16 protein-coding genes and 3 pseudogenes are annotated in these 19605 nt (G+C 50.4%); 12 read left to right on the top strand and 7 right to left on the bottom strand.

What is annotated here, in order from left to right:
• Window positions 1-196 precede the first annotated feature (196 nt).
• On the bottom strand, window positions 197-1330 hold the full coding sequence (gene ald, locus ETR37_RS10245; RefSeq protein ID WP_129447221.1) for an alanine dehydrogenase: 1134 nt from the start codon (window positions 1328-1330) through the stop codon (window positions 197-199).
• Between the two features lie 117 nt (window positions 1331-1447).
• The gene (locus ETR37_RS10250; protein ID WP_033004946.1) at window positions 1448-2683 is read right to left on the bottom strand and encodes a PucR family transcriptional regulator; all 1236 of its coding nucleotides are present in this window, start codon (window positions 2681-2683) and stop codon (window positions 1448-1450) included.
• Between the two features lie 146 nt (window positions 2684-2829).
• On the opposite strand from ETR37_RS10250, the gene ETR37_RS10255 reads away from it, so the two are divergent.
• The 8 genes and pseudogenes from ETR37_RS10255 to ETR37_RS10290 form a co-directional block, all read left to right on the top strand.
• Complete coding sequence (locus tag ETR37_RS10255; protein ID WP_129447222.1) at window positions 2830-3891, top strand: tartrate dehydrogenase; 1062 nt, start codon at window positions 2830-2832, stop codon at window positions 3889-3891.
• A gap of 90 nt (window positions 3892-3981) precedes the next feature.
• Complete coding sequence (locus tag ETR37_RS10260) at window positions 3982-4476, top strand: PTS sugar transporter subunit IIA (RefSeq protein ID WP_129447223.1); 495 nt, start codon at window positions 3982-3984, stop codon at window positions 4474-4476.
• An 18-nt stretch (window positions 4477-4494) separates the two neighbouring features.
• Window positions 4495-5325: a PRD domain-containing protein gene (locus ETR37_RS10265; RefSeq protein WP_015376100.1), complete on the top strand. Its 831-nt coding sequence runs from the start codon at window positions 4495-4497 to the stop codon at window positions 5323-5325.
• A gap of 193 nt (window positions 5326-5518) precedes the next feature.
• The gene (locus ETR37_RS10270) at window positions 5519-6895 is read left to right on the top strand and encodes a sucrose-specific PTS transporter subunit IIBC (protein WP_015376099.1); all 1377 of its coding nucleotides are present in this window, start codon (window positions 5519-5521) and stop codon (window positions 6893-6895) included.
• Window positions 6896-6906: 11 nt separating this feature from the next.
• Complete coding sequence (locus ETR37_RS10275) at window positions 6907-8352, top strand: glycoside hydrolase family 32 protein (protein WP_129447224.1); 1446 nt, start codon at window positions 6907-6909, stop codon at window positions 8350-8352.
• A 251-nt stretch (window positions 8353-8603) separates the two neighbouring features.
• Window positions 8604-9002: pseudogene (gene tnpA / locus ETR37_RS10280) on the top strand (IS200/IS605 family transposase).
• A gap of 12 nt (window positions 9003-9014) precedes the next feature.
• A pseudogene (locus ETR37_RS10285) lies at window positions 9015-9212 on the top strand (helix-turn-helix domain-containing protein); the annotation flags it as partial.
• A pseudogene (locus tag ETR37_RS10290) lies at window positions 9197-9736 on the top strand (family 1 glycosylhydrolase); the annotation flags it as partial. The pseudogenes ETR37_RS10285 and ETR37_RS10290, both read left to right, overlap by 16 nt.
• 150 nt (window positions 9737-9886) lie before the next feature.
• On the opposite strand, the gene pstA reads toward ETR37_RS10290, so the two are convergent.
• From pstA to ETR37_RS10315, 5 genes are all read right to left on the bottom strand, one after another.
• Window positions 9887-10783, bottom strand: coding sequence for a phosphate ABC transporter permease PstA (gene pstA / locus ETR37_RS10295; RefSeq protein WP_011232904.1), 897 nt, complete (start codon window positions 10781-10783; stop codon window positions 9887-9889).
• On the bottom strand, window positions 10780-11715 hold the full coding sequence (gene pstC / locus ETR37_RS10300; RefSeq protein WP_011232903.1) for a phosphate ABC transporter permease subunit PstC: 936 nt from the start codon (window positions 11713-11715) through the stop codon (window positions 10780-10782). The genes pstA and pstC overlap by 4 nt, the downstream gene beginning before the upstream one ends.
• 73 nt (window positions 11716-11788) lie before the next feature.
• Window positions 11789-12649, bottom strand: a complete 861-nt coding sequence (locus ETR37_RS10305) for a phosphate ABC transporter substrate-binding protein (protein WP_011232902.1) — start codon at window positions 12647-12649, stop codon at window positions 11789-11791.
• A 16-nt stretch (window positions 12650-12665) separates the two neighbouring features.
• The gene (locus ETR37_RS10310; RefSeq protein WP_060788855.1) at window positions 12666-14423 is read right to left on the bottom strand and encodes a stalk domain-containing protein; all 1758 of its coding nucleotides are present in this window, start codon (window positions 14421-14423) and stop codon (window positions 12666-12668) included.
• A gap of 394 nt (window positions 14424-14817) precedes the next feature.
• Window positions 14818-15135: a hypothetical protein gene (locus ETR37_RS10315; protein WP_011232900.1), complete on the bottom strand. Its 318-nt coding sequence runs from the start codon at window positions 15133-15135 to the stop codon at window positions 14818-14820.
• A gap of 122 nt (window positions 15136-15257) precedes the next feature.
• Here ETR37_RS10315 and ETR37_RS10320 point away from each other — a divergent pair, with 122 nt between their 5' ends.
• From ETR37_RS10320 to ETR37_RS19140, 4 genes are all read left to right on the top strand, one after another.
• Window positions 15258-16454 (top strand): MFS transporter, encoded by a 1197-nt coding sequence (locus tag ETR37_RS10320; RefSeq protein WP_129447225.1) that lies wholly within the window; start codon window positions 15258-15260, stop codon window positions 16452-16454.
• 223 nt (window positions 16455-16677) lie between these two features.
• The gene (locus ETR37_RS10325; RefSeq protein WP_129447226.1) at window positions 16678-17511 is read left to right on the top strand and encodes a glycosyltransferase family 2 protein; all 834 of its coding nucleotides are present in this window, start codon (window positions 16678-16680) and stop codon (window positions 17509-17511) included.
• 288 nt (window positions 17512-17799) lie between these two features.
• Entirely contained in the window at window positions 17800-19182 is a 1383-nt protein-coding gene (locus ETR37_RS10330) for a glycine--tRNA ligase (RefSeq protein ID WP_063193475.1), read from the top strand.
• A 171-nt stretch (window positions 19183-19353) separates the two neighbouring features.
• A complete protein-coding gene (locus ETR37_RS19140; protein ID WP_011232896.1) occupies window positions 19354-19503 on the top strand; it encodes a hypothetical protein in 150 nt (49 codons plus the stop codon).
• The last annotated feature ends 102 nt before the right edge of the window (window positions 19504-19605 follow it).

A 19605-nucleotide genomic window follows, 5' to 3' on the forward strand; every position in this document is an offset into this window, starting at 1 on the left:
ACGATGCACAAAGACCAAAATTCTTAACTTGATGGGTATGGGGCATACTCCCACCGCCTGCGCTCACTTGCCGAAATGGCGGCCTTGTCGGGTTAGGACGATAAAAAAAGCCGCCCGCTATGAGTGGGCGGTCATGGGAATGGACAATGATGAACAGGCGGCCGGCAGCGCGCGTTGTCGGCCGCGTCCATCATGGTTAGTTGGCGGCCAACGTTTTCCCGAGCGCTTCGCGGGCCGGGACGTAGCGATAGCCGAGGTCGCGGGCGACGGCTTCGTACGTGATTTCGCCGTTGGCGACGTTGACGCCAAGCTCGAGCGCCGGGTTGTCCGTAATGGCTTGCATGACGCCTTTATTGGCGATTTGCAAGGCGTATGGCATCGTGACGTTCGTCAAGGCGATCGTCGAGGTGCGCGGAACGGCTCCAGGCATGTTGGCGACCGCATAATGGACGACGCCGTGTTTGACGTACGTCGGGTCGTCATGTGTCGTGACGTGGTCGCTCGTCTCGACGATGCCCCCTTGGTCGATGGCGACATCGACGATGACCGAACCCGGTTTCATCGCTTTCACCATGTCCTCGGTGACGAGCTTCGGCGCCCGCGCTCCCGGGATGAGGACGGCGCCGATGACAAGGTCGGCCTCTGCGACCGCTTCGGCGATGTTCATCGGGTTGGACATGAGCGTCGTAATTTGGTTGCCGAAAATGTCGTCAAGCTCGCGCAGGCGATCCGCGTTCAAGTCGATGATCGTGACATCTGCCCCGAGGCCGACCGCGACTTTTGCCGCATTCGTGCCGACGACCCCACCGCCGATGATGACTACTTTGCCGCGGGCGACGCCTGGGACGCCGCCAAGCAAGATGCCTTTGCCGCCGTACGGCTTTTCCAAAAATTGCGCCCCGATTTGCGCCGCCATCCGCCCGGCGACTTCGCTCATCGGCGTCAACAGCGGCAGCGTGCGGCCGACTTGCACCGTCTCATAGGCAATGGCGATGACGCCGCTTTCTTTTAAGGCGCGCGTCAACTCCGGGTCGGCGGCCAAATGCAAATAGGTGAACAAAATGAGACCTGGGCGGAAATAGCCGTATTCGCTTGGCAGCGGCTCTTTCACTTTCATCACCATATCGGCTTGCGCCCAAACATCTTCCGCCCGCTCGATGATTTGTGCTCCGGCACGGGCGTAATCGCTGTCGCTGAAACCGCTTCCAACCCCTGCCTCTTTCTCAATCAGAACCGTATGTCCAGCCTGAACGAATGACAAAACGCCAGCCGGCGTAATGGCGACACGGTTTTCGTTATTTTTGATTTCCTTTGGCACTCCAATAATCATGGATATCGTTCCTCCTCGTCAGAAGTGGCCTTACTTATAGTATAAAAGAGACGGAACGGGCCGGGCATTGTTCAAAAAAGAGAAAGAAGCGCCCGGTTTTTGTGGATTTCCACAAATTCAACCGCGCGCTTCGTATTTCGCTAATTTAATATCAATGTATAATTTGATTTTTTGATTCATGTCATTGAGATCAAGCTCGGCAATGTCGGCAATCCGCTTGAGCCGATAAGCAAGCGTGTTCGGGTGAACGTTGAGGACGTCGGCGGTTTCTTGCGCGTTTTCGTTATGGTCAAAAAACGTTTCAAACGTTTTGACCAAGTCGCTGTGGTGTTTCTGGTCGTACGATTGCAGCTTCGTTAACGCTGGGTTGGTCCATTCTCCTTGCCGCTTTTGTTCAAGCAAAAAATCAAAAAATTGGTAAATGCCAAGCTGGGCATAGCCGTAAACCGACTTGATTTCATCGCCGAGCTTTTCTTTCAGCGCCAGGACGGCGAGCGCTTCGCGGTAGCTTTTTTCAATGAGGCGATAGGCGCCGTACACGCCGCCAAACCCGCACTGCACATCGTGGATGTGAAATCGTTCTTTCATTTTGGCGGCGAACGACTCGATGAATGCATTCAGCTCTTTGAGCGGCTGGTCGGTTTTGGGCGCCGCCAGCAAAATCACATCGCGGCCGTCAGTCGTATAAAGAAGGAGCGGGAGTTGCTGGGTTGTTTGCAATAAGTAGGAAATTTGCCGCTCCATTTCGGCGATCAAATCGGCGGCAAAGCGGAAGACGACAACAGCAAACTGCGGTGCGGTCGGGATTTGCATCGCGGCGAGATGAGCGCGGATGTCGTCTTCACGAGCGATGTGGCCGGTGAGCAGCTTCCAAAACAGCTCTTGCACCCGCTCTTCTTTTTTGTTTTTGCGCATATACAGCTGCAACACTTTGTTTTTCGCTGCCTTGGCGGCGAGCTTGAGCCATTCCATCTCCTCAGGCGACAGCGTCCGGTTTGTTTCGAGCACCCAGATGAAGCCGATCACCTCATCGTTTTTCCAGATCGAGACAGCGACGCGGCTGCCGAGGCCGACATCATGAATTGGCGGCACGCGCACCGGTTCGCGGCTTTTGAGCAGCGCCGGGATGGCGCCTTGTTTCCATAAGCTGTTGATCACTTTTTCCGGAACGCGCCGGCTGATGATCGTCGCCGTCCGCGCCGGGTCGGTGTAATCATCATGGGCGCTGTAGGCGATGAGCCGATGGTTCGCGTCTTCGATCGTCACCGGGCATTTCAGCACGTCGCTGACACGGTCGGCAAACTCTTCAAGGCTGTCAAATTCGCCGCGGAACGGGTCGGTATAGTGAGACATATTTGTTTCCCCCGCATCGTCCATAGGATTGTAGTTTGATTTTACCACAAATAAGGGTTGCCATTGTGTATTCTATAACGGAGAGGGTTCGGTGCGCTTTCTGTCGAATTAGGGAAAGGAAATGATTCATCAAGGAGGAGACTGTTGTGAAAAAATGGGAAATCGCCGTCATTCCTGGCGACGGCATCGGCAAGGAAGTTGTGCCCGCGGCGTTGGATGTGTTAAAAACGGTTGCGGATGTCCATGGAGGGATTTCCTTTTCTTTCACTGAATTTCCATGGAGTTGCGACTATTATATGGAGCATGGAAAAATGATGCCGGATGATGGGCTGGAGACGCTGCGGAACTTTGACGCCATTTTCCTTGGAGCGGTCGGCAATCCGAAGTTTGTCCCTGATCATATTTCATTATGGGGATTGCTTCTGAAAATCCGCCGCGAATTTGAACAAGTGATTAACATTCGCCCGGCGAAATATTTCCGCGGCTTATCCTCGCCTCTGACCGAGCCGCGCGACTTTGATTTCATCGTCGTCCGCGAAAACAGCGAGGGGGAATATAGCGAAGTCGGCGGGCGCATTCATCGCGGTGAGGATGAAATCGCCATTCAAAACGCCGTCTTTACCCGCAAAGGGGCGGAGCGGGCGATGCGTTATGCGTTCGAGCTGGCGAGGAAGCGGAAAGGACATGTGACGAGCGCGACGAAATCGAACGGCATTTTCCATACGATGCCGTTTTGGGACGAAGTGTTCGCCGACGTCAAGCGCGATTATCCGGATGTCGCGACCGCGTCGTACCATATTGACGCGTTGGCCGCCTTTTTCGTGACAAGGCCGCATACGTTTGACGTCGTTGTCGCGAGCAACTTGTTCGGCGACATTTTGACGGACCTTGGCGGCGCCATTATGGGCAGCATCGGCATTGCCCCGGCGGCGAACATCAACGTCAACGGCAAGTACCCGTCGATGTTTGAGCCGGTTCACGGATCGGCACCTGATATTTACGGCCAAGGCATCGCCAACCCGATCGGGCAAATTTGGACGGCGAAACTGATGCTCGATCATTTCGGAGAGGAAGAGCTCGGCGCCCTTTTGTTGCAAACGATCGAGGATGTCACCGCTGACGGCATCAAAACGCCGGATCTCGGCGGCACGGCGACGACAAAGGAAGTGACGGAAGAAATTTGCCGGCGGCTGCGCAAACGCGGCTGATGAAGACCGATTGGGTCGGCGCGGTTGGCACTGTCCTTCCGTTTCGGTATACTGAATGTCAGACAAACCGAATAGAAAGGATGACGCCCGTTGTTCAAAAAATGGTTTGGCAAGCAACAACCGAAGGAAGAGACGATCACCGCGCCGCTTGACGGAACGATTGTGCCGCTTGAAGACGTGCCGGATCCGGTGTTTGCGCAAAACATGATGGGCGATGGCATCGCCATCGATCCGGCGGATGGGGATGTCGTCGCTCCGGTCGATGGTGAAATCATCCAGCTCTTTCCGACGAAACACGCCATCGGCTTGCGTTCGGAAGCGGGTGTGGAGCTGCTCATCCATGTCGGCATCGACACCGTGTCGATGAACGGGGAAGGATTCACCGCCTATGTCAAAGCCGGCGACCGAGTGAAACGGGGCGATCGGCTTCTTTCTGTCGACTTGCCGCTTGTGCGCGAGAAAGCGAAAAGCGCGGTGACGCCGATCATCATCACGAACGGCGACGCCCTCGAAAGCCTCGAGAGAGAGGCCGAGGCCTCAGCCAAAAAAGGCGAGACGGTCTTATTTCATGTCAAAATGAAATAAGGGCGGCAGGGAGGACATATGGCGTTTCGCATCCATAAGATTTTAAACAACAACGCCGTTGTCGTGCTCGACGAAGGCAAAGAGAAAATTGTCATGGGCCCGGGGATTGCGTTTCAAAAGCGGAAAAACGATCTCATCCCCCCGGGCCGCATTGAGAAAATTTTCGTCATGGAAGAAGAAAATGAGAAGTTCCAGCAATTGCTTCGCACGTTGCCAGAAGAACATATCGATATTGCCGAAGAAATTATCAGCTATGCGGAAGGCAAACTGCAAGCGCCGCTCAGCGACCATATTCATATTGCGCTGACTGACCATTTGTCGTTTGCCATCGAGCGGTTGAAGCAAGGTTACCGCATTCAAAACAAATTGCTCAATGAAATTAAAGTGCTATATAAGGCGGAGTATGAAATCGGGCTATGGGCGAAACAGTTGATCAAAGAGCGGCTTGGCATCGAGATTCCCGATGACGAGGCGGCCCATATCGCCCTTCATATTCATACGGCGAAACTCGATGCCGCCAGCATGAACAAAACGATGCGCGAGACGACGCTCATTCATGAACTCGTTGACCTTATCCAAACGGAGCTCGGCATATCGATCGATAAGGAAAGCATTTCATACCAGCGGCTGCTCACTCATTTGCGCTTTGCCTTAAGCCGCATCGAAAACGGGGAGCCGATTCATTCGATGGATGAGGAGATGCTTGCGCTCATTCAGACAAAATATGCAAGGGAATGGGCGTGTACACAAAAAGCGGCAACCTATGCAGAAAAGGAATATGGCATCCGTTTTCCGGAGGAGGAACTCGCCTATATCGTCCTCCATATCCAACGGTTGCGAAAGCGTTGACAAAAACAGCAAGTTGCCGTATAATGCAAAACAGACAACGAAATATTGCGGGATTGTAACTGCTTCGAGCAGGCAAGACCTAAAACGTATGAAGGGAACGGCAAGTGAGTCATGCCGCTAGATCGCCCTTTGTATGTTTTAGGTCTTTTTTGTTTTTCATTTCACCATCATTCAGAAGGAGAGGAGTTCACCGATGAATTATGAACACATTGCTAAACAACTCATCCCGCTCCTTGGCGGGAAAGAAAACATCATTAGCGTAACTCATTGCGCGACACGGCTTCGCCTCGTCTTAAAAGATGACAAAAAGGCCGAGGCGAAAGACATTGAAAACATTGAAGGGGTTAAAGGGGCGTTTTCCAGCTCCGGACAGTTTCAAATTATTTTTGGCACCGGCGTGGTGAATAAAGTGTATGAAGCGTTTGCCCGGGAAGCAGGGGTACAGCAAGGTGATGCTGATGCTCATCAAGAAGCCATCAAGCAAAAAATGAATCCGCTCGCCCGCTTTGCGAAGACGTTGTCAAACATTTTTGTCCCAATCATCCCAGCCATTGTCGCGAGCGGTTTGTTAATGGGTTTGCTTGGGATGATGAAGGCGTTCAAATGGGTGGCGGCAGACAGCCCGCTGTATATTTTGCTTGATATGTTTTCGAGTGCGGCGTTTATTATTTTGCCGATTTTAATCGGCTTTAGCGCGGCGAAAGAATTTGGCGGCACGCCGTTTTTAGGGGCGGTCATCGGCGGTATTATGACTCACCCGGCGCTATTAAACCCGTGGGGATTGGCCGAGGCCAAGCCAAACTATATGCATTTTCTTGGCTTTGATATCGCTATGGTCGGGTATCAAGGGACGGTCGTGCCGATTTTGCTGGCGACGTATGTGATGAGCAAAGTGGAGCGTGGATTGCGCAGAGTTGTTCCCCATGCGGTCAGTTTGCTTGTTGTTCCTTTTGTGACCGTCATTTTGACGGGATTTATTACGATTTTGGCCATTGGTCCGCTCGGCAATTTGCTTGGCGATGGGATTACGACGGTGTTGAACTTTGTTTACCATTATGGCGGTGCGTTAGCCGGCCTTATCTTCGGCGGATTGTACTCGATGATCGTCATTACCGGTGTGCATCATAGCTTTCATGCCATTGAAGCGAACTTGTTGGCGAAACTTGGGGTCAACTATTTACTGCCAATTTGGTCGATGGCCAACGTCGCCCAAGGCGGCGCCGGTTTGGCTGTATTTGTCAAATCGAAGCGGACAAAAACAAAAGAGATTGCGTTACCGGCGGCCTTGTCAGCTTTTTTAGGCATTACCGAGCCAGTCATTTTCGGGGTGAACTTAAAATACCGGAAGCCGTTTATCGCTGCGGCCATTGGCGGCGCGCTCGGCGGAGCGTACGTCGTATTTACGAATGTAGTGGCTAATGCCTACGGGTTGACCGGCATCCCGATGATCGCCATCGTTGCGCCGGAAGGGCTCACGAACTTAATGCACTACTTAATCGGTTTTGCCATTGCCGTCGTTTCAGCGTTTGTGGCGACATGGCTCTTGAAGTTTCGCGAAGAGGAAGAGTGAGGGGCGTGTGGATGAAATCCGAACGCGAACAGAAACTTATTGAACAAGCATACGCTGAAGTCGAAAAATATGAGACTCTTGTCAATCGCGACCGGTATCGGCTTCGCTACCATCTCATGCCTCCTGTCGGGTTGATGAACGACCCAAACGGGCTGATCGACTGGCACGGAACGTATCACGTCTTCTACCAATGGATGCCGTTTCGCACCGGCCATGGCGCCAAGTTCTGGGGGCATTATACATCCCCAGACTTGGTTCATTGGCAAGCAGCGCCGATTGCGTTAGCGCCAAGCGAATGGTATGACAAAGATGGCTGCTATTCCGGCAGTGCGATTAGTTGCGATGGAAAGCTCGTGCTGTTTTACACTGGCAATGTGAAAGATGAACAAGGAAACCGCCAAACGTACCAATGCATGGCCGTATCGGAAGATGGCATTCATTTTACAAAAAAAGGCGTCGTCATTACACTTCCGGACGGATATACGGCCCATTTCCGCGACCCGAAAGTATGGCGGTATCAGGGCCATTGGTATATGATCTTGGGGGCGCAAAGCGAAAGCGGCGATGGAAAAGCGGTGCTGTTTCGTTCCGCTGATCTTTGTCATTGGGAGCATCTTGGCCCAATTGCTGGCGGCAACATGAACGGGCTTGGTCCGTTTGGCTATATGTGGGAATGCCCAGACTTGTTTCCATTAGATGGGCAAGACGTGCTCATTGTCTGCCCGCAAGGATTAAAACCGGACGGCATGCGCTACCAAAACGTCTACCAGTCAGGTTATTTTGTCGGCCGCTTCGACTACGAACGGGCCGAATTCCTTCACGGGACGTTTGAGGAGCTTGACCGCGGCTTTGAATTTTACGCTCCGCAAACGATGCTTGACCGACGCGGACGAAGAATTTTAATCGGTTGGATGGGCGTGCCGGACCAGGATGAAGACCGTCAGCCGACAGTGAGCCACCGCTGGGTGCACGCGCTCACCTTGCCGCGCGAACTTCGCCTCACTGGCGGCAAGCTGAGACAGACGCCAGTGGAAGAGCTGAAACAGTTGCGCAAACAAAAAGTAGCATATCCAAGCGCCACTGTGGTGAATGAGCTGAGGTCATGGCCGGGACTCGAGGGAGATGCGATCGAACTTCGCCTCGACAATATCGAACTGTTCGGAAGCATGATGGAAATTTACTTTCGCCATGCGGCTCGCCTTGTTTACAATAGTGACGAAGGGGTATTGACGCTTGAACGGAAAAGCTTTGTGAACGGGCTGACGGAGAAGCGGCAATGTCGATTGCCACGTCTTCGTTCGCTTCATGTTTTCCTTGATACGTCATCGATCGAACTGTTCGTCAATGATGGCGAAGAGACGTTCACTGCGCGGTTTTTTCCGCATCTGGACGACCGAACGATTTTCTTTGGCGCTCATGGGCATCTTCAGATGGATATAGAGAAATGGGAATTATAAGGTTTGTTTGTGTGCAAGGAAGCTGCCAAGGAAGCGTTTGCGTATTGGCAGCTTTTTATGACAACGGTGATCCATTAGATTACTAAGTATGTCCACTTATCCCCCCTTTTAACATCTTTCCGAAATTCATCTCCCACTTCGAAACGAAGTGAAAGTGGGAGATGAATTTCGGTTAGGTATAGCCTAAAATTGTCTCTTTTTTGTGTGTTATGATATAATCAGTTTTAGAAAAATGAAAGGCTGTTGTATCAATGAAATTAGACAATAATAACCATTCAGTGTTCCTATTGTATTATCATCTTGTGCTGGTTGTAAAATATCGCAGACAAGTGATTGATGATACCATATCTGACTATGCAAAAGATATGTTTGTGAGATTGGGTAAAAATTACAATATTTCCTTGGTCGAATGGAATCACGATATGGACCATGTGCATATTTTGTTCAAAGCACATCCAAATCGTGAATGATCCAAGTTCATCAATGCCTATAAAAGTTCAAGTTCTCGACTGATCAAAAAGCATTTTCCGCAAGTGAAAAGAAAACTGTGGAAAGAATATTTTTGGTCAAGAAGCTTTTGCCTACTTACAACGGGTAGTGCGCCCATTGAAGGAATAAAAAAATATATAGAAAATCAAGGTATGAAGTGATGTGGTGTCGATATGGCAAACAAAGCCTATCAGTTCCGTCTATCCCCAACAAAAGAACAAGAACAACGGCTCGCCAAAACCTTCGGTTGTGTCCGTTTTGTGTATAACAAAATGCTTGAAGAGCGCATACAAATGTTTGAAAAGTTCAAGGACGATCAAGAATCCTTGAAACAGCAAACATTTCCGACCCCTGCCAAGTACAAAAAGGAGGTACAGTCGATTATATCGGGTTTAGTTATTACATGTCAAAAGTCGTGAGTGCCCGTGAAGTAGAGGGAAGTGAATTTGATGGGGAATTTGGGCGCATTGTCCGAAATCCGTATGTGAAAACAAGTGATTGGGGATGGCAAATTGACCCTGTAGGGCTGAGGTATTCATTAAATGTTTTGTATGAACGATATCAACTTCCGTTATTTATTGTGGAAAACGGTTTAGGGGCTAAGGACGTCGTTGAAGAAGATGGAACGATTAACGATGACTACCGTATTCAGTATCTCCGGGATCATATTCAGGAAATGAAACAGGCCATCCAATTAGATGGGGTTGATGTTATAGGGTATACGCCATGGGGTTGTATAGATTTAGTAAGTGCTGGGACAGGGGAAATGGAAAAACGTTATGGCTTTATCTATGTAGATAAAGATAATGAAGGAAAGGGAACCTTAGAGAGACGAAGAAAAAAATCATTTTATTGGTATAAAAGAGTAATTGAAACAAATGGAGAAGAACTTTAAATAGAGATGGTGAAAGATTATAGAAGCACGCGCAATCTTGTAGCGTTGGATCAGGGATGTAAAAATGTTTTGCGAATAACTGTTTAGTTAGATCATCTTTTTCGCCAAGATCACCGCTCTTTCGAAAAGAAAGAGCGGTGATCTTTTTTACTAATATCGTTTCTTCCGCTGGCTAAGCCATAGCGGAAAACGAATGATAAAGCTAAGGAACAGCACTAGCAACACAAGGAGGGCGGATGTTTTTTGGGCAATTTGCTGCGCATCGGCCACGAGCGCTTCAGACTGAATGTACCACAAATGGACCGGGAGAGTCGCGCCTTCGGAAAGGAGATGAAAATCCCACATCTCGCCAGATGACGATGTCCCACCGACTAGCAAAATGATGGCCGATTCGCCAAATGCTCGGCATGCGACAAGGCTGATGCCGGTCAAGATGCCTTTCATGGCGGCAGGGAGCACTGTTTTGACAATGGTCTGTGCTTTCGTTGCGCCTAAAGCGAAGGAGGCTTCCCTCCAAGTGGAGGGAACTGCCGTGATCGCTTCTTCGGAGACGCGGGCTAAAACTGGGAGATTGAGCAATGCCAGTGTAATGGATGCTCCTAAAATGGTCACGCCGATTTGAAAGTATTCCACAAACAAGGCGTAACCGAATAGACCAAACACAATTGATGGGACAGATGCCAAGCTTTCAATGGCCGCCCTCACCCATTCCATGATTCGGTTGTTTGGGGCGTATTCCGCTAAAAAAATACCGGCTCCAATTCCGATGGGCAATGACAAAAGCAATGATAGCACGAGAATGTAAATCGAGTTCCATAAGAACGGCCCAACTCCTCCTCCAGCGTCGATTTCTTCAGGCAGTCCAATGAGGAAATGGATGTCAATGTCCGGCAATCCTTTTCGCACGATCATATAAAGAAGGGATAAGATGATCAAAAAGACGGTTGCGGAAATGATGCTGATTATACTCAGTACGAGTCGATTCATGAGACGGCGGATGCGGAGCCGACTCATTTTTCCATGAAGGCCAGGGGCTTGATTGTTCATGATGACGGTCCTCCTTTCAGACGCAAGCGGCGAATCATCATAATGAAAGAAATGGAGATGAAAAGCAGCAAAAGCGCCATCATATAAAGGGCATGGTTGGTCGTTGATTGAAAATCGACGTTTAAAATTTGCATCACGATATGGCTGGTCAACACACTTGATGGCGTGACCAAATCAAATCCCCATTGCGCCACGTTGCCGATGACCATGACGACGGCCATTGTTTCGCCAATGGCGCGTGCCATGCCGAGGATGACAGCAGCGGCAATCCCAGATTTCGCGGCAGGAAGCAATATTTTGGAAATCATTTCTATTTTGGTCCCTCCAAGGGCGTAGTTGGCCTCCCGCCATTCGTTGGGAACCGCGCAAAGTGCATCGTCGGTAATGCGGGTGATGGTAGGCAAGATCATCATCGATAGCACGATCGCTGCCGCAAGAATTCCATCTCCCACTGGAGCGCCTGTAAGCTTACGAATCCATGGGACGAGCAGGGTGGCTCCCAAATATCCGTAAACAATGGATGGGATGCCGACCAACAAATCAAGCAGCGTCCGAAGCCATTGTTGAAGCCGGGGAGGGGCCATCTCCGCAATAAATACGGCTGTCGAAATGGAAATCGGTGTGGCTATCAACAGCGTCACGAACGTTACATATAGCGTTCCGGTGATAAAGACGGCGGCTCCGTATCGATGATGTTCTGGATCCCATCGGGAGGAGAAGAAAAATTCCCACGGAGATACATCTCGAAACACGAGAAGGCCTGTTTTGCTGACGAATAGAACGATGGCGCTCAATACGACAATCAGAAATACGATGCTTGTCAAGCAAAAAAAACGAAACAGACGGTCGAATCGATATTTCGTGGTCCAGCGTTGACGTTGAGCGGTCAACAAGCGGGTGGCCTCAGTCCAATCAGGAGACAGCTTTTCCATTTTCCTTTCCCCTTTCTGTCATCGAACGGAAAATCAGCCTCTCCGCCAATAAAGGAGAGGCTGAAAGAGGTCGTTATTTCACAGGAATGAATTTTAATTTTTTCAAGGAGCCATTTTGGAATTTTTTGCTTAAAATATAATCGATAAAGGCTTTGTCCGCACCTTTGGCTTCCCCTTTGGTCAGTAAGTATCCATAGCCGTAAAAGATGTATTTGCCGCTTTTGGCATTAGCTGTGGTTGCTTTGACACCGTTGATGCTGACGGCTTTAATTCCGCCTTTCACATAAGCCAAATCAACAAATCCAATCGCGTTTGGATTCGACGCAACGGCATTCACCATATCCCCTGATTTTTGCACTTCTTTATAGTTATCTCCTGTCGTTTTGATCATATGGCCGTCCATGATTTTGTCTTCAAAATTGACGCGTGTTCCAGATCCTTTGGCTCGGTTGATGACGACGATTTCTTCATCTTTTCCACCTAATTGTTTCCAATTTTTGATTTTCCCTTCATAGATATCTTGGATTTGTTCGACGGACAGGTTGCTGACGGGATTGCCTTTGTTGACAATGACAGCAAACGGAATTTTGGCAATTTTGTATGCTTTTAATCCTTTGTAAGCAGGGAACCCTCCGACCGCTTTAGTGGCATCCCAGTCGCATGCTCCGATGGTGGCGACTCCTTTTGTGACTGACTGCGGGCCGGCGATGGAAGAAGAGCCGGAAACCACAATTTTGACTTTTGGATGGCTCTTTTTAAATTCTTTTGCCGCTTGTTGAGTTAACGGCAACAAAGCGGTGGAGCCGGCAATCACGATTTTTCCGGATACTTCAGCGGCATCGGCGCGATGCTCGGTGGCCAAGGCAGCTCCAAGCAACAAGGTAGATGACAGAACAGCAGAAATGACTCTTTTCCATAATGTGCTGCGTTTCATAAATCTCCCTCCATCCTCATTTTGTAAGATTCATCCATGAACCATGGCGAAGAAGAGATACGTTTTCTCCACCGTCGGTTGCCATCGTTACCGCAATTTGATCGTCATATGGCGATGGCGCAATCGAGGTGATTTCATGTTTCGTCCTTCCTATTGTTTTCCATGATTTGGTGGATGGATCGAAGCAACGGATGGTGTAAAGGCCGTTTGCTTCAACAACAACGTAAATACGGCTTTTGACCACCGCCATGTCAATGATGTTCTGCTTATCAAGCAATGTTTGTTCTACTCCGTTCCGGATCATTTTCAATGATGGCGGACTCATGTCATCATCCGTTGCGCTTACATATACGATGTCATGGTTTGATAGAAACGCGCTGTCAACCTTATTGTCTGACGATGAAGTGAGCGGTGTTGGCTGTTTTGTTGGTGAAGACAGGTCGACAAGAATCAGCTGCGGATCGGTTCCGCTTGTATCAATGGAATCGACATCGGTTCTTTGATCGTCCGTGTAATTCGTTTTCCCTTCATTCGCTACTGTGTATAATAACTTTGTTCCATCGGGAGAAAGACGAAGATCTGTTTTGTACTTCACTTTGTCATCAATAATCTTGGTGATGGTTCCATTGTCTAAGGCAACGACTGCGACCGCCTCATTGTTGCTGCCGTAAATGCAATAGAGTGAGCGGCCATCGCTGGACCAAACGAGGTCGGTTTTGACCTCATCGTCTTCGCCGATTTGTTGGACCGTATTGGAAACGAGGTCTATGACAAACAAATGACCGTTTTCATCGACGTAAGCCGCTTTTTTCCCATCAGGTGATAACGTAAGATCCATTTCGTTGATGGAACGGAGAGCCGTTCGCGAGCGAATGTCCAAAAGCAGTGAAGAGGCTTCATCCGGTCGGCTGATGAGCAATGTATTTTGATTGATCCATTGTGGATGGATGCTCGTTCCTTTGATGAAACCAGACGTGGCGATAAATCGCTCTTGCTCCTCGATCTCTCCCCCTAGTGCATAGACGATGGCGGACAGATTGATGTACGGCACTCCATTTTGAATGAATGGCGCGGTCGGCAAGGAGGTTTTTTTGCCGCCGGCGTTTAATACATAACTAAACGGATTGAATATAATAGTTCTATTTCCTTTTTTGACCTTAACCATGCTCGTTTTTTTGTCAACGTGCACAGTAGCGCCAAAAGCAGCGGCAACATCATTGACTGAATAAAAAGATGTTTGTCCTAACACGAGACCGTGAATCGTAGCTGTGGAGCCGTTCACTTGCCATGTCTCGCGAAATGGGCGAAAGCTGCCGGATGTCGACACGATGGCGACACCAGCCTCTGCTTTCCATTGTCCACCTAAGAGAGCGGCGATTTGCTTCGCATCGACGTATAGTTCTTGACCAAAACGCTGTGGGGCGACAGACAATGAAATGGATTTGCCATTCACCAATGCCGCTTTTTTCCCCGTCTGAAGCACCATCTGTATGTTAGGAGATGTGCGTCGAATTTCGTAATATTGGTGTTTTGGATCATACCGATAATCGGCTGAAAACAGCTTGGCCATATCGCTCCCCGCCAATAAAACAGTTCCTGAACGATGGAGCGAACGGACCGTCATCAAATTGCCGTTGACATTGACAATATAGTGAGACGCGGCTGTATTCTTTTTCGCTGCGGCATAGGCATGTCCATCGAGAGCCGGCCACGATGAGGGGAGAGCCGTCAGCAAAGCTGTCGCCATGACAGTTCCGGCAATGATTTTTTTCACGAGAGCCTCTCCTTTCTATTTTTCCTTTGGCATGAGAAGCGGGTTTCATGGTTTGCTGGAAGGTGATCCTCCTTTCCGTTCAAAGGATTTAAGAAATTTTTCCTAAGCATAAACGATTATATGAGAAAAGTGTAAAAGGAATATTTTGTTTTATTTAAAGTGTATTAATATTTTGTTTTTTCTGTGTTAATTTCAAGATTCATTTTGACGACTTTTCCAGCCTCGCGCAAACTTATGCTGCCGCTCAACGTCGTGGATCATGCTGATGGCCAGCAGCGACAGGTTTTGGAGTTTCGCGATCTCCACTTCTCTTGACATTGACAGAATTGCTTGGTGAAGATTTGGATGTTTTGAAGAAAAATAAACCCGCCTCGACATGGACGGGTTTTTTCTGTCAATCCAAATACTTCTCGCATAACGATACAAACTTTCCATCTGACTTTAGCCCTTCCAAAATGCTTCTCAACATTGCACTTCTTTTGGGAAGCTGCTTCTCGAACTCTGCCACAAATGTATCCTTGTCCCACTGTGATTGGCCAGCGTGATAAAACAGCTTTTCCAGGCGTTCCAACTCGTCGGCAGTAAAGCCAGTGGCTAAGGCCAGAATCGCAAAGCTTTTGTGCTCCTTGTTCACCATATCTAAGAGTAACGTAATTGCATCGGTGGCTAGACTCAATTTTGCTTCAAGATCCTTGATTCTTTCCTCGTTCATAAGCACCGTCCTTTTATCGATTTGTTTATTCCAATGAATACTATAACAAAGTGGGTGCACAGGTGGGTGATTTTCTTTTATAATAAATATGTCTTTACATTGATAATGACAGGAGGATACACATGAACCAAACCGCGATTTCCCAGCGCAAGCTGTTAGGCATTGCCGGTCTCGGTTGGCTGTTTGACGCGATGGATGTCGGCATGTTGTCGTTTTTGATGGCGGCCTTGCAAAAAGACTGGAATTTGACGGCCAGCCAAGTCGGCTGGATCGGCAGCGTCAACTCGATCGGCATGGCGGTCGGAGCGCTCGTGTTCGGGCTGCTCGCCGACCGGATCGGCCGGAAAAATGTTTTCATTGTCACATTGTTATTATTCTCGATCGGCAGTGGGCTGTCGGCGCTCACGACGACGTTGGCGGCGTTTTTGGCGTTCCGCTTTTTGATCGGCATGGGGCTTGGCGGTGAGCTGCCGGTCGCGTCAACGCTCGTTTCGGAGGCGGTGCCGGCTGCCGACCGCGGCCGGGTTGTCGTGCTGCTTGAGAGCTTTTGGGCGGGCGGCTGGTTGCTGGCAGCGCTCATCTCGTATTTCGTCATACCAGTTTACGGATGGCGGACGGCGTTATGGCTGGCGGCGATTCCAGCGCTGTATGCGATCTATTTGCGCCTCCGCCTGCCCGATTCGCCGCGGTTTGCGGCCGCGCAAAAAGAGGAGACGGTGTGGAGCAATATCGTCAAAGTATGGTCCGCTCCCCATCGGAAAGAGACGGCCATGCTTTGGCTGCTTTGGTTTTGCGTCGTCTTTTCGTATTACGGCATGTTTTTATGGCTGCCGAGTGTCATGGTCATGAAAGGGTTCAGCTTGATTAAAAGTTTTGAGTACGTGCTTATCATGACGCTAGCGCAGCTTCCGGGTTATTTCAGCGCCGCATGGCTGATCGAGCGGGCCGGGCGGAAATTTGTCTTGGTTGCGTACTTGCTTGGCACCGCATTGAGCGCCTACTTTTTCGGCACGGCCGAGTCGCTCGTCGGACTGATGGCGTCCGGCATTTTCTTGTCGTTTTTCAACTTGGGCGCCTGGGGGGCGCTGTATGCCTATACACCGGAGCAGTATCCGACATCGATCCGTGCGACAGGCGCCGGCATGGCGGCGGCGTTTGGCCGCATCGGCGGCATTTTCGGCCCGCTGTTGGTCGGATCGCTTGTCGCGCAAGGGGTGTCGGTGACGATGATTTTCACGCTGTTTTGTCTATCGGTCCTTGTCGCCGTTTTGGCGGTCGCGGTGTTGGGCAGCGAGACGAAGCAGCAGGAGCTTGCATGAGTAAAATCGTTGTAAGGGACATTCTAAGGCAGATCTCTAATGAGGGGTTGCGGGCTTTGGTTCGTGGCGCTCGTTAGGGGAGGCAAGACGAAATTGACAAACAAACGGCAGGGGCGGTACCTTAAGGGTAAGCCCCTTTTTTGATTGGCCAAGCTTTTGGTGGGTGTGCGCATCGACGCCCGCGGACGCCAAGGGGAAAACCAGTGCGAGAGGCGGTGAATTGATGTTATGTCCGTCCGTGTCCGTCGTCATCCCGACGTACAATCGCCCGTATCCGCTTGCCGAGCTGCTCGAGTCGTTAAGCCGGCAAACGTACAAGCCGTTTGAGGTCATTATCGTCAACGACGGGGGTGTCCCGGTTCATGATGTCGTCGCCTTGTACCCGGAGCTTGACATCCGTCTCATCGACCGCCGCGACAACGAAGGACATGTCGCGGCCCGCAACATCGGCGTCAAGGAGGCGCGCAACGATCTCATCATGCTTTGCGACGACGACGACTTAGTGTTGCCATGCCATCTCGAGCGGATGGTCACAGCGCTTCGTGACGCTGATTTTGCCTATGCTGATGCGGAAATTGTCCAGTATCGGGTGGAAAACGATCAGCGCGTCCCATCGGCCCGTTTTTTATTTGCCTATGAGTACGATTTGGAAGCGATGCGGACGTTTTCGACGTACGTCCCGTCTGGAAGCGTGTATCGAAAATCGCTCCATGACGAGATCGGTTGCTTTGACCCGACTGTCCACCATTATTGGGATTGGGACTTCTTTTTGCGCGCCGCCTCTGTATGCCGCGTCACGCGTGTCGCGGCGGCGACGGTCTTGTATGCGTTCAGCCCGGACGGCGACAACGTGTCGCGACATATGAGCGACAAGCGGCGGCATTACTTGCGGCGGCTTTGCGAGAAGCATGGGCTTGGGGACTTGCCGGTGAAAAACTTTTGGCTCTTGCTTGACGAGCCGGAAGTCGCGAAGCGCCGGGCGAAAAGCGAAGTCATCTGGGACGGGAAGCCGATTGTGTCCCGATTTTGGGCGCAAAAAAATGCCAGCGACCATTGACATAGGTATTTTTGGTTTGCTATGATAGTGGACAAAATCATATATGGATCGCGATGACGGATCAATAGTAGTTAACCCTCTCTTCCGAAGCGAGCCGGGGGCGGTGGGAGCCCGGTGAAGACGGTTAATGAAACGGCAGTCCGGAGCGAACATGACGAAAGTGGGTGCGCGTTTGGCGCATCAACTAGGGTGGAACCGCGGGAGCTACGCTCTCGTCCCTAGGCGCAAGGCCTAGGGGCGAGGGCGTTTTTGATTGTTGGAAACTGAAATTGGAGGAGGATGAAAACAATGGCTGTCACAATGGAAGAAATCGTCGCACATGCCAAGCATCGCGGCTTCGTGTTTCCGGGGTCGGAAATTTACGGTGGGCTGGCGAACACGTGGGATTACGGCCCGCTTGGCGTCGAGCTGAAAAACAACATCAAACGGGCGTGGTGGAAAAAATTCGTCCAAGAGTCGCCGTACAACGTCGGGCTTGACGCCGCCATTTTAATGAACCCGAGAACGTGGGAAGCGTCCGGCCACTTAGGCAACTTCAACGATCCGATGGTCGACTGCAAACAGTGCAAAGCGCGCCACCGCGCCGATAAGTTGATTGAGAAGGCGCTCGAGGAAAAAGGGATCGAGATGATCGTCGACGGTTTGCCGCTGGCCAAAATGGATGAACTCATCAAGGAATACGACATCGCCTGCCCGGAATGCGGCAGCCGCGATTTCACGAACGTGCGCCAGTTCAACTTAATGTTCAAAACGTACCAAGGCGTCACCGAGTCGAGCGCCAACGAAATTTATTTGCGCCCGGAGACAGCGCAAGGCATTTTCGTCAACTTCAAAAACGTCCAGCGCACGATGCGCAAAAAATTGCCGTTTGGCATCGCGCAAATCGGCAAAAGTTTTCGCAATGAAATTACGCCGGGCAACTTTACGTTCCGCACGCGCGAATTTGAACAGATGGAGCTCGAGTTTTTCTGCAAACCGGGCGAAGAGCTGCAATGGTTTGAGTATTGGAAGCAATTTTGCAAGGAGTGGCTGCTGTCGCTTGGCATGAAGGAGGACAACATCCGCCTGCGCAACCATGCGAAAGAAGAACTATCCCACTACAGCAACGCCACGACCGACATCGAGTACCATTTCCCGTTCGGCTGGGGTGAGTTGTGGGGCATCGCGTCGCGCACCGATTACGACTTAAAGCGGCATATGGAATACTCCGGCGAGGATTTCCATTATCTCGACCAAGAAACGAACGAACGCTACATCCCGTACTGCATTGAGCCGTCGCTTGGCGCTGACCGCGTCACGTTGGCGTTTATGATCGACGCCTATGACGAAGAAGAGCTGGAAGACGGCACGACCCGGACGGTGATGCATTTGCATCCGGCGCTTGCGCCGTACAAAGCGGCTGTCTTGCCGCTGTCGAAAAAGCTCGCTGACGGAGCGCGCCGCATTTATGAAGAGCTGGCGAAACATTTCATGGTCGACTATGACGAAACCGGCTCGATCGGCAAGCGGTACCGCCGCCAAGATGAAATCGGCACGCCGTTTTGCATCACGTACGATTTCGAGTCTGAACAAGACGGCCAAGTGACCGTGCGCGACCGCGACACGATGGAACAAGTGCGGCTGCCGATAGGGGAGCTTAAAGCCTTTTTAGAGGAAAAGATCGCGTTTTGATGAAGTGAACGCCGGGGCAGCCACAGATCCCCCGGCGTTTTTTTAAGAACGTGTATGGGGATAGAACCGCTTTTTTAGAAAAAAATTCAAAAAAATAGATGGATGTTCGCTGTATATAATGGTAAAATAGAAGTATAGACTAGTTCCTGCAATGGATCAAGGGGGTTCACCATGATGGAAGGGAAACCGATTTACTACGATGGAAGCGGCCATCCGCCTGGCAATGATGAAAGCGTCATCAAAAGCGAACCGTTTACGCTCACCGATGAGATACGAAAACAAATCAGCGGCAACCCGTTTGTCGTGGAACAAAGCGAGTAACATTGCCTTGGAGAAAGGCAATTTTTTTTTGCGGTCAAATTGTTTGCCAAGCGTTTCGGACCTTTATATAATTATCTTTTGTTGGAGATATTTGAATTCAAA

Source organism: Geobacillus sp. PK12, assembly GCF_004123125.1.
Lineage (GTDB): Bacteria > Bacillota > Bacilli > Bacillales > Anoxybacillaceae > Geobacillus > Geobacillus zalihae.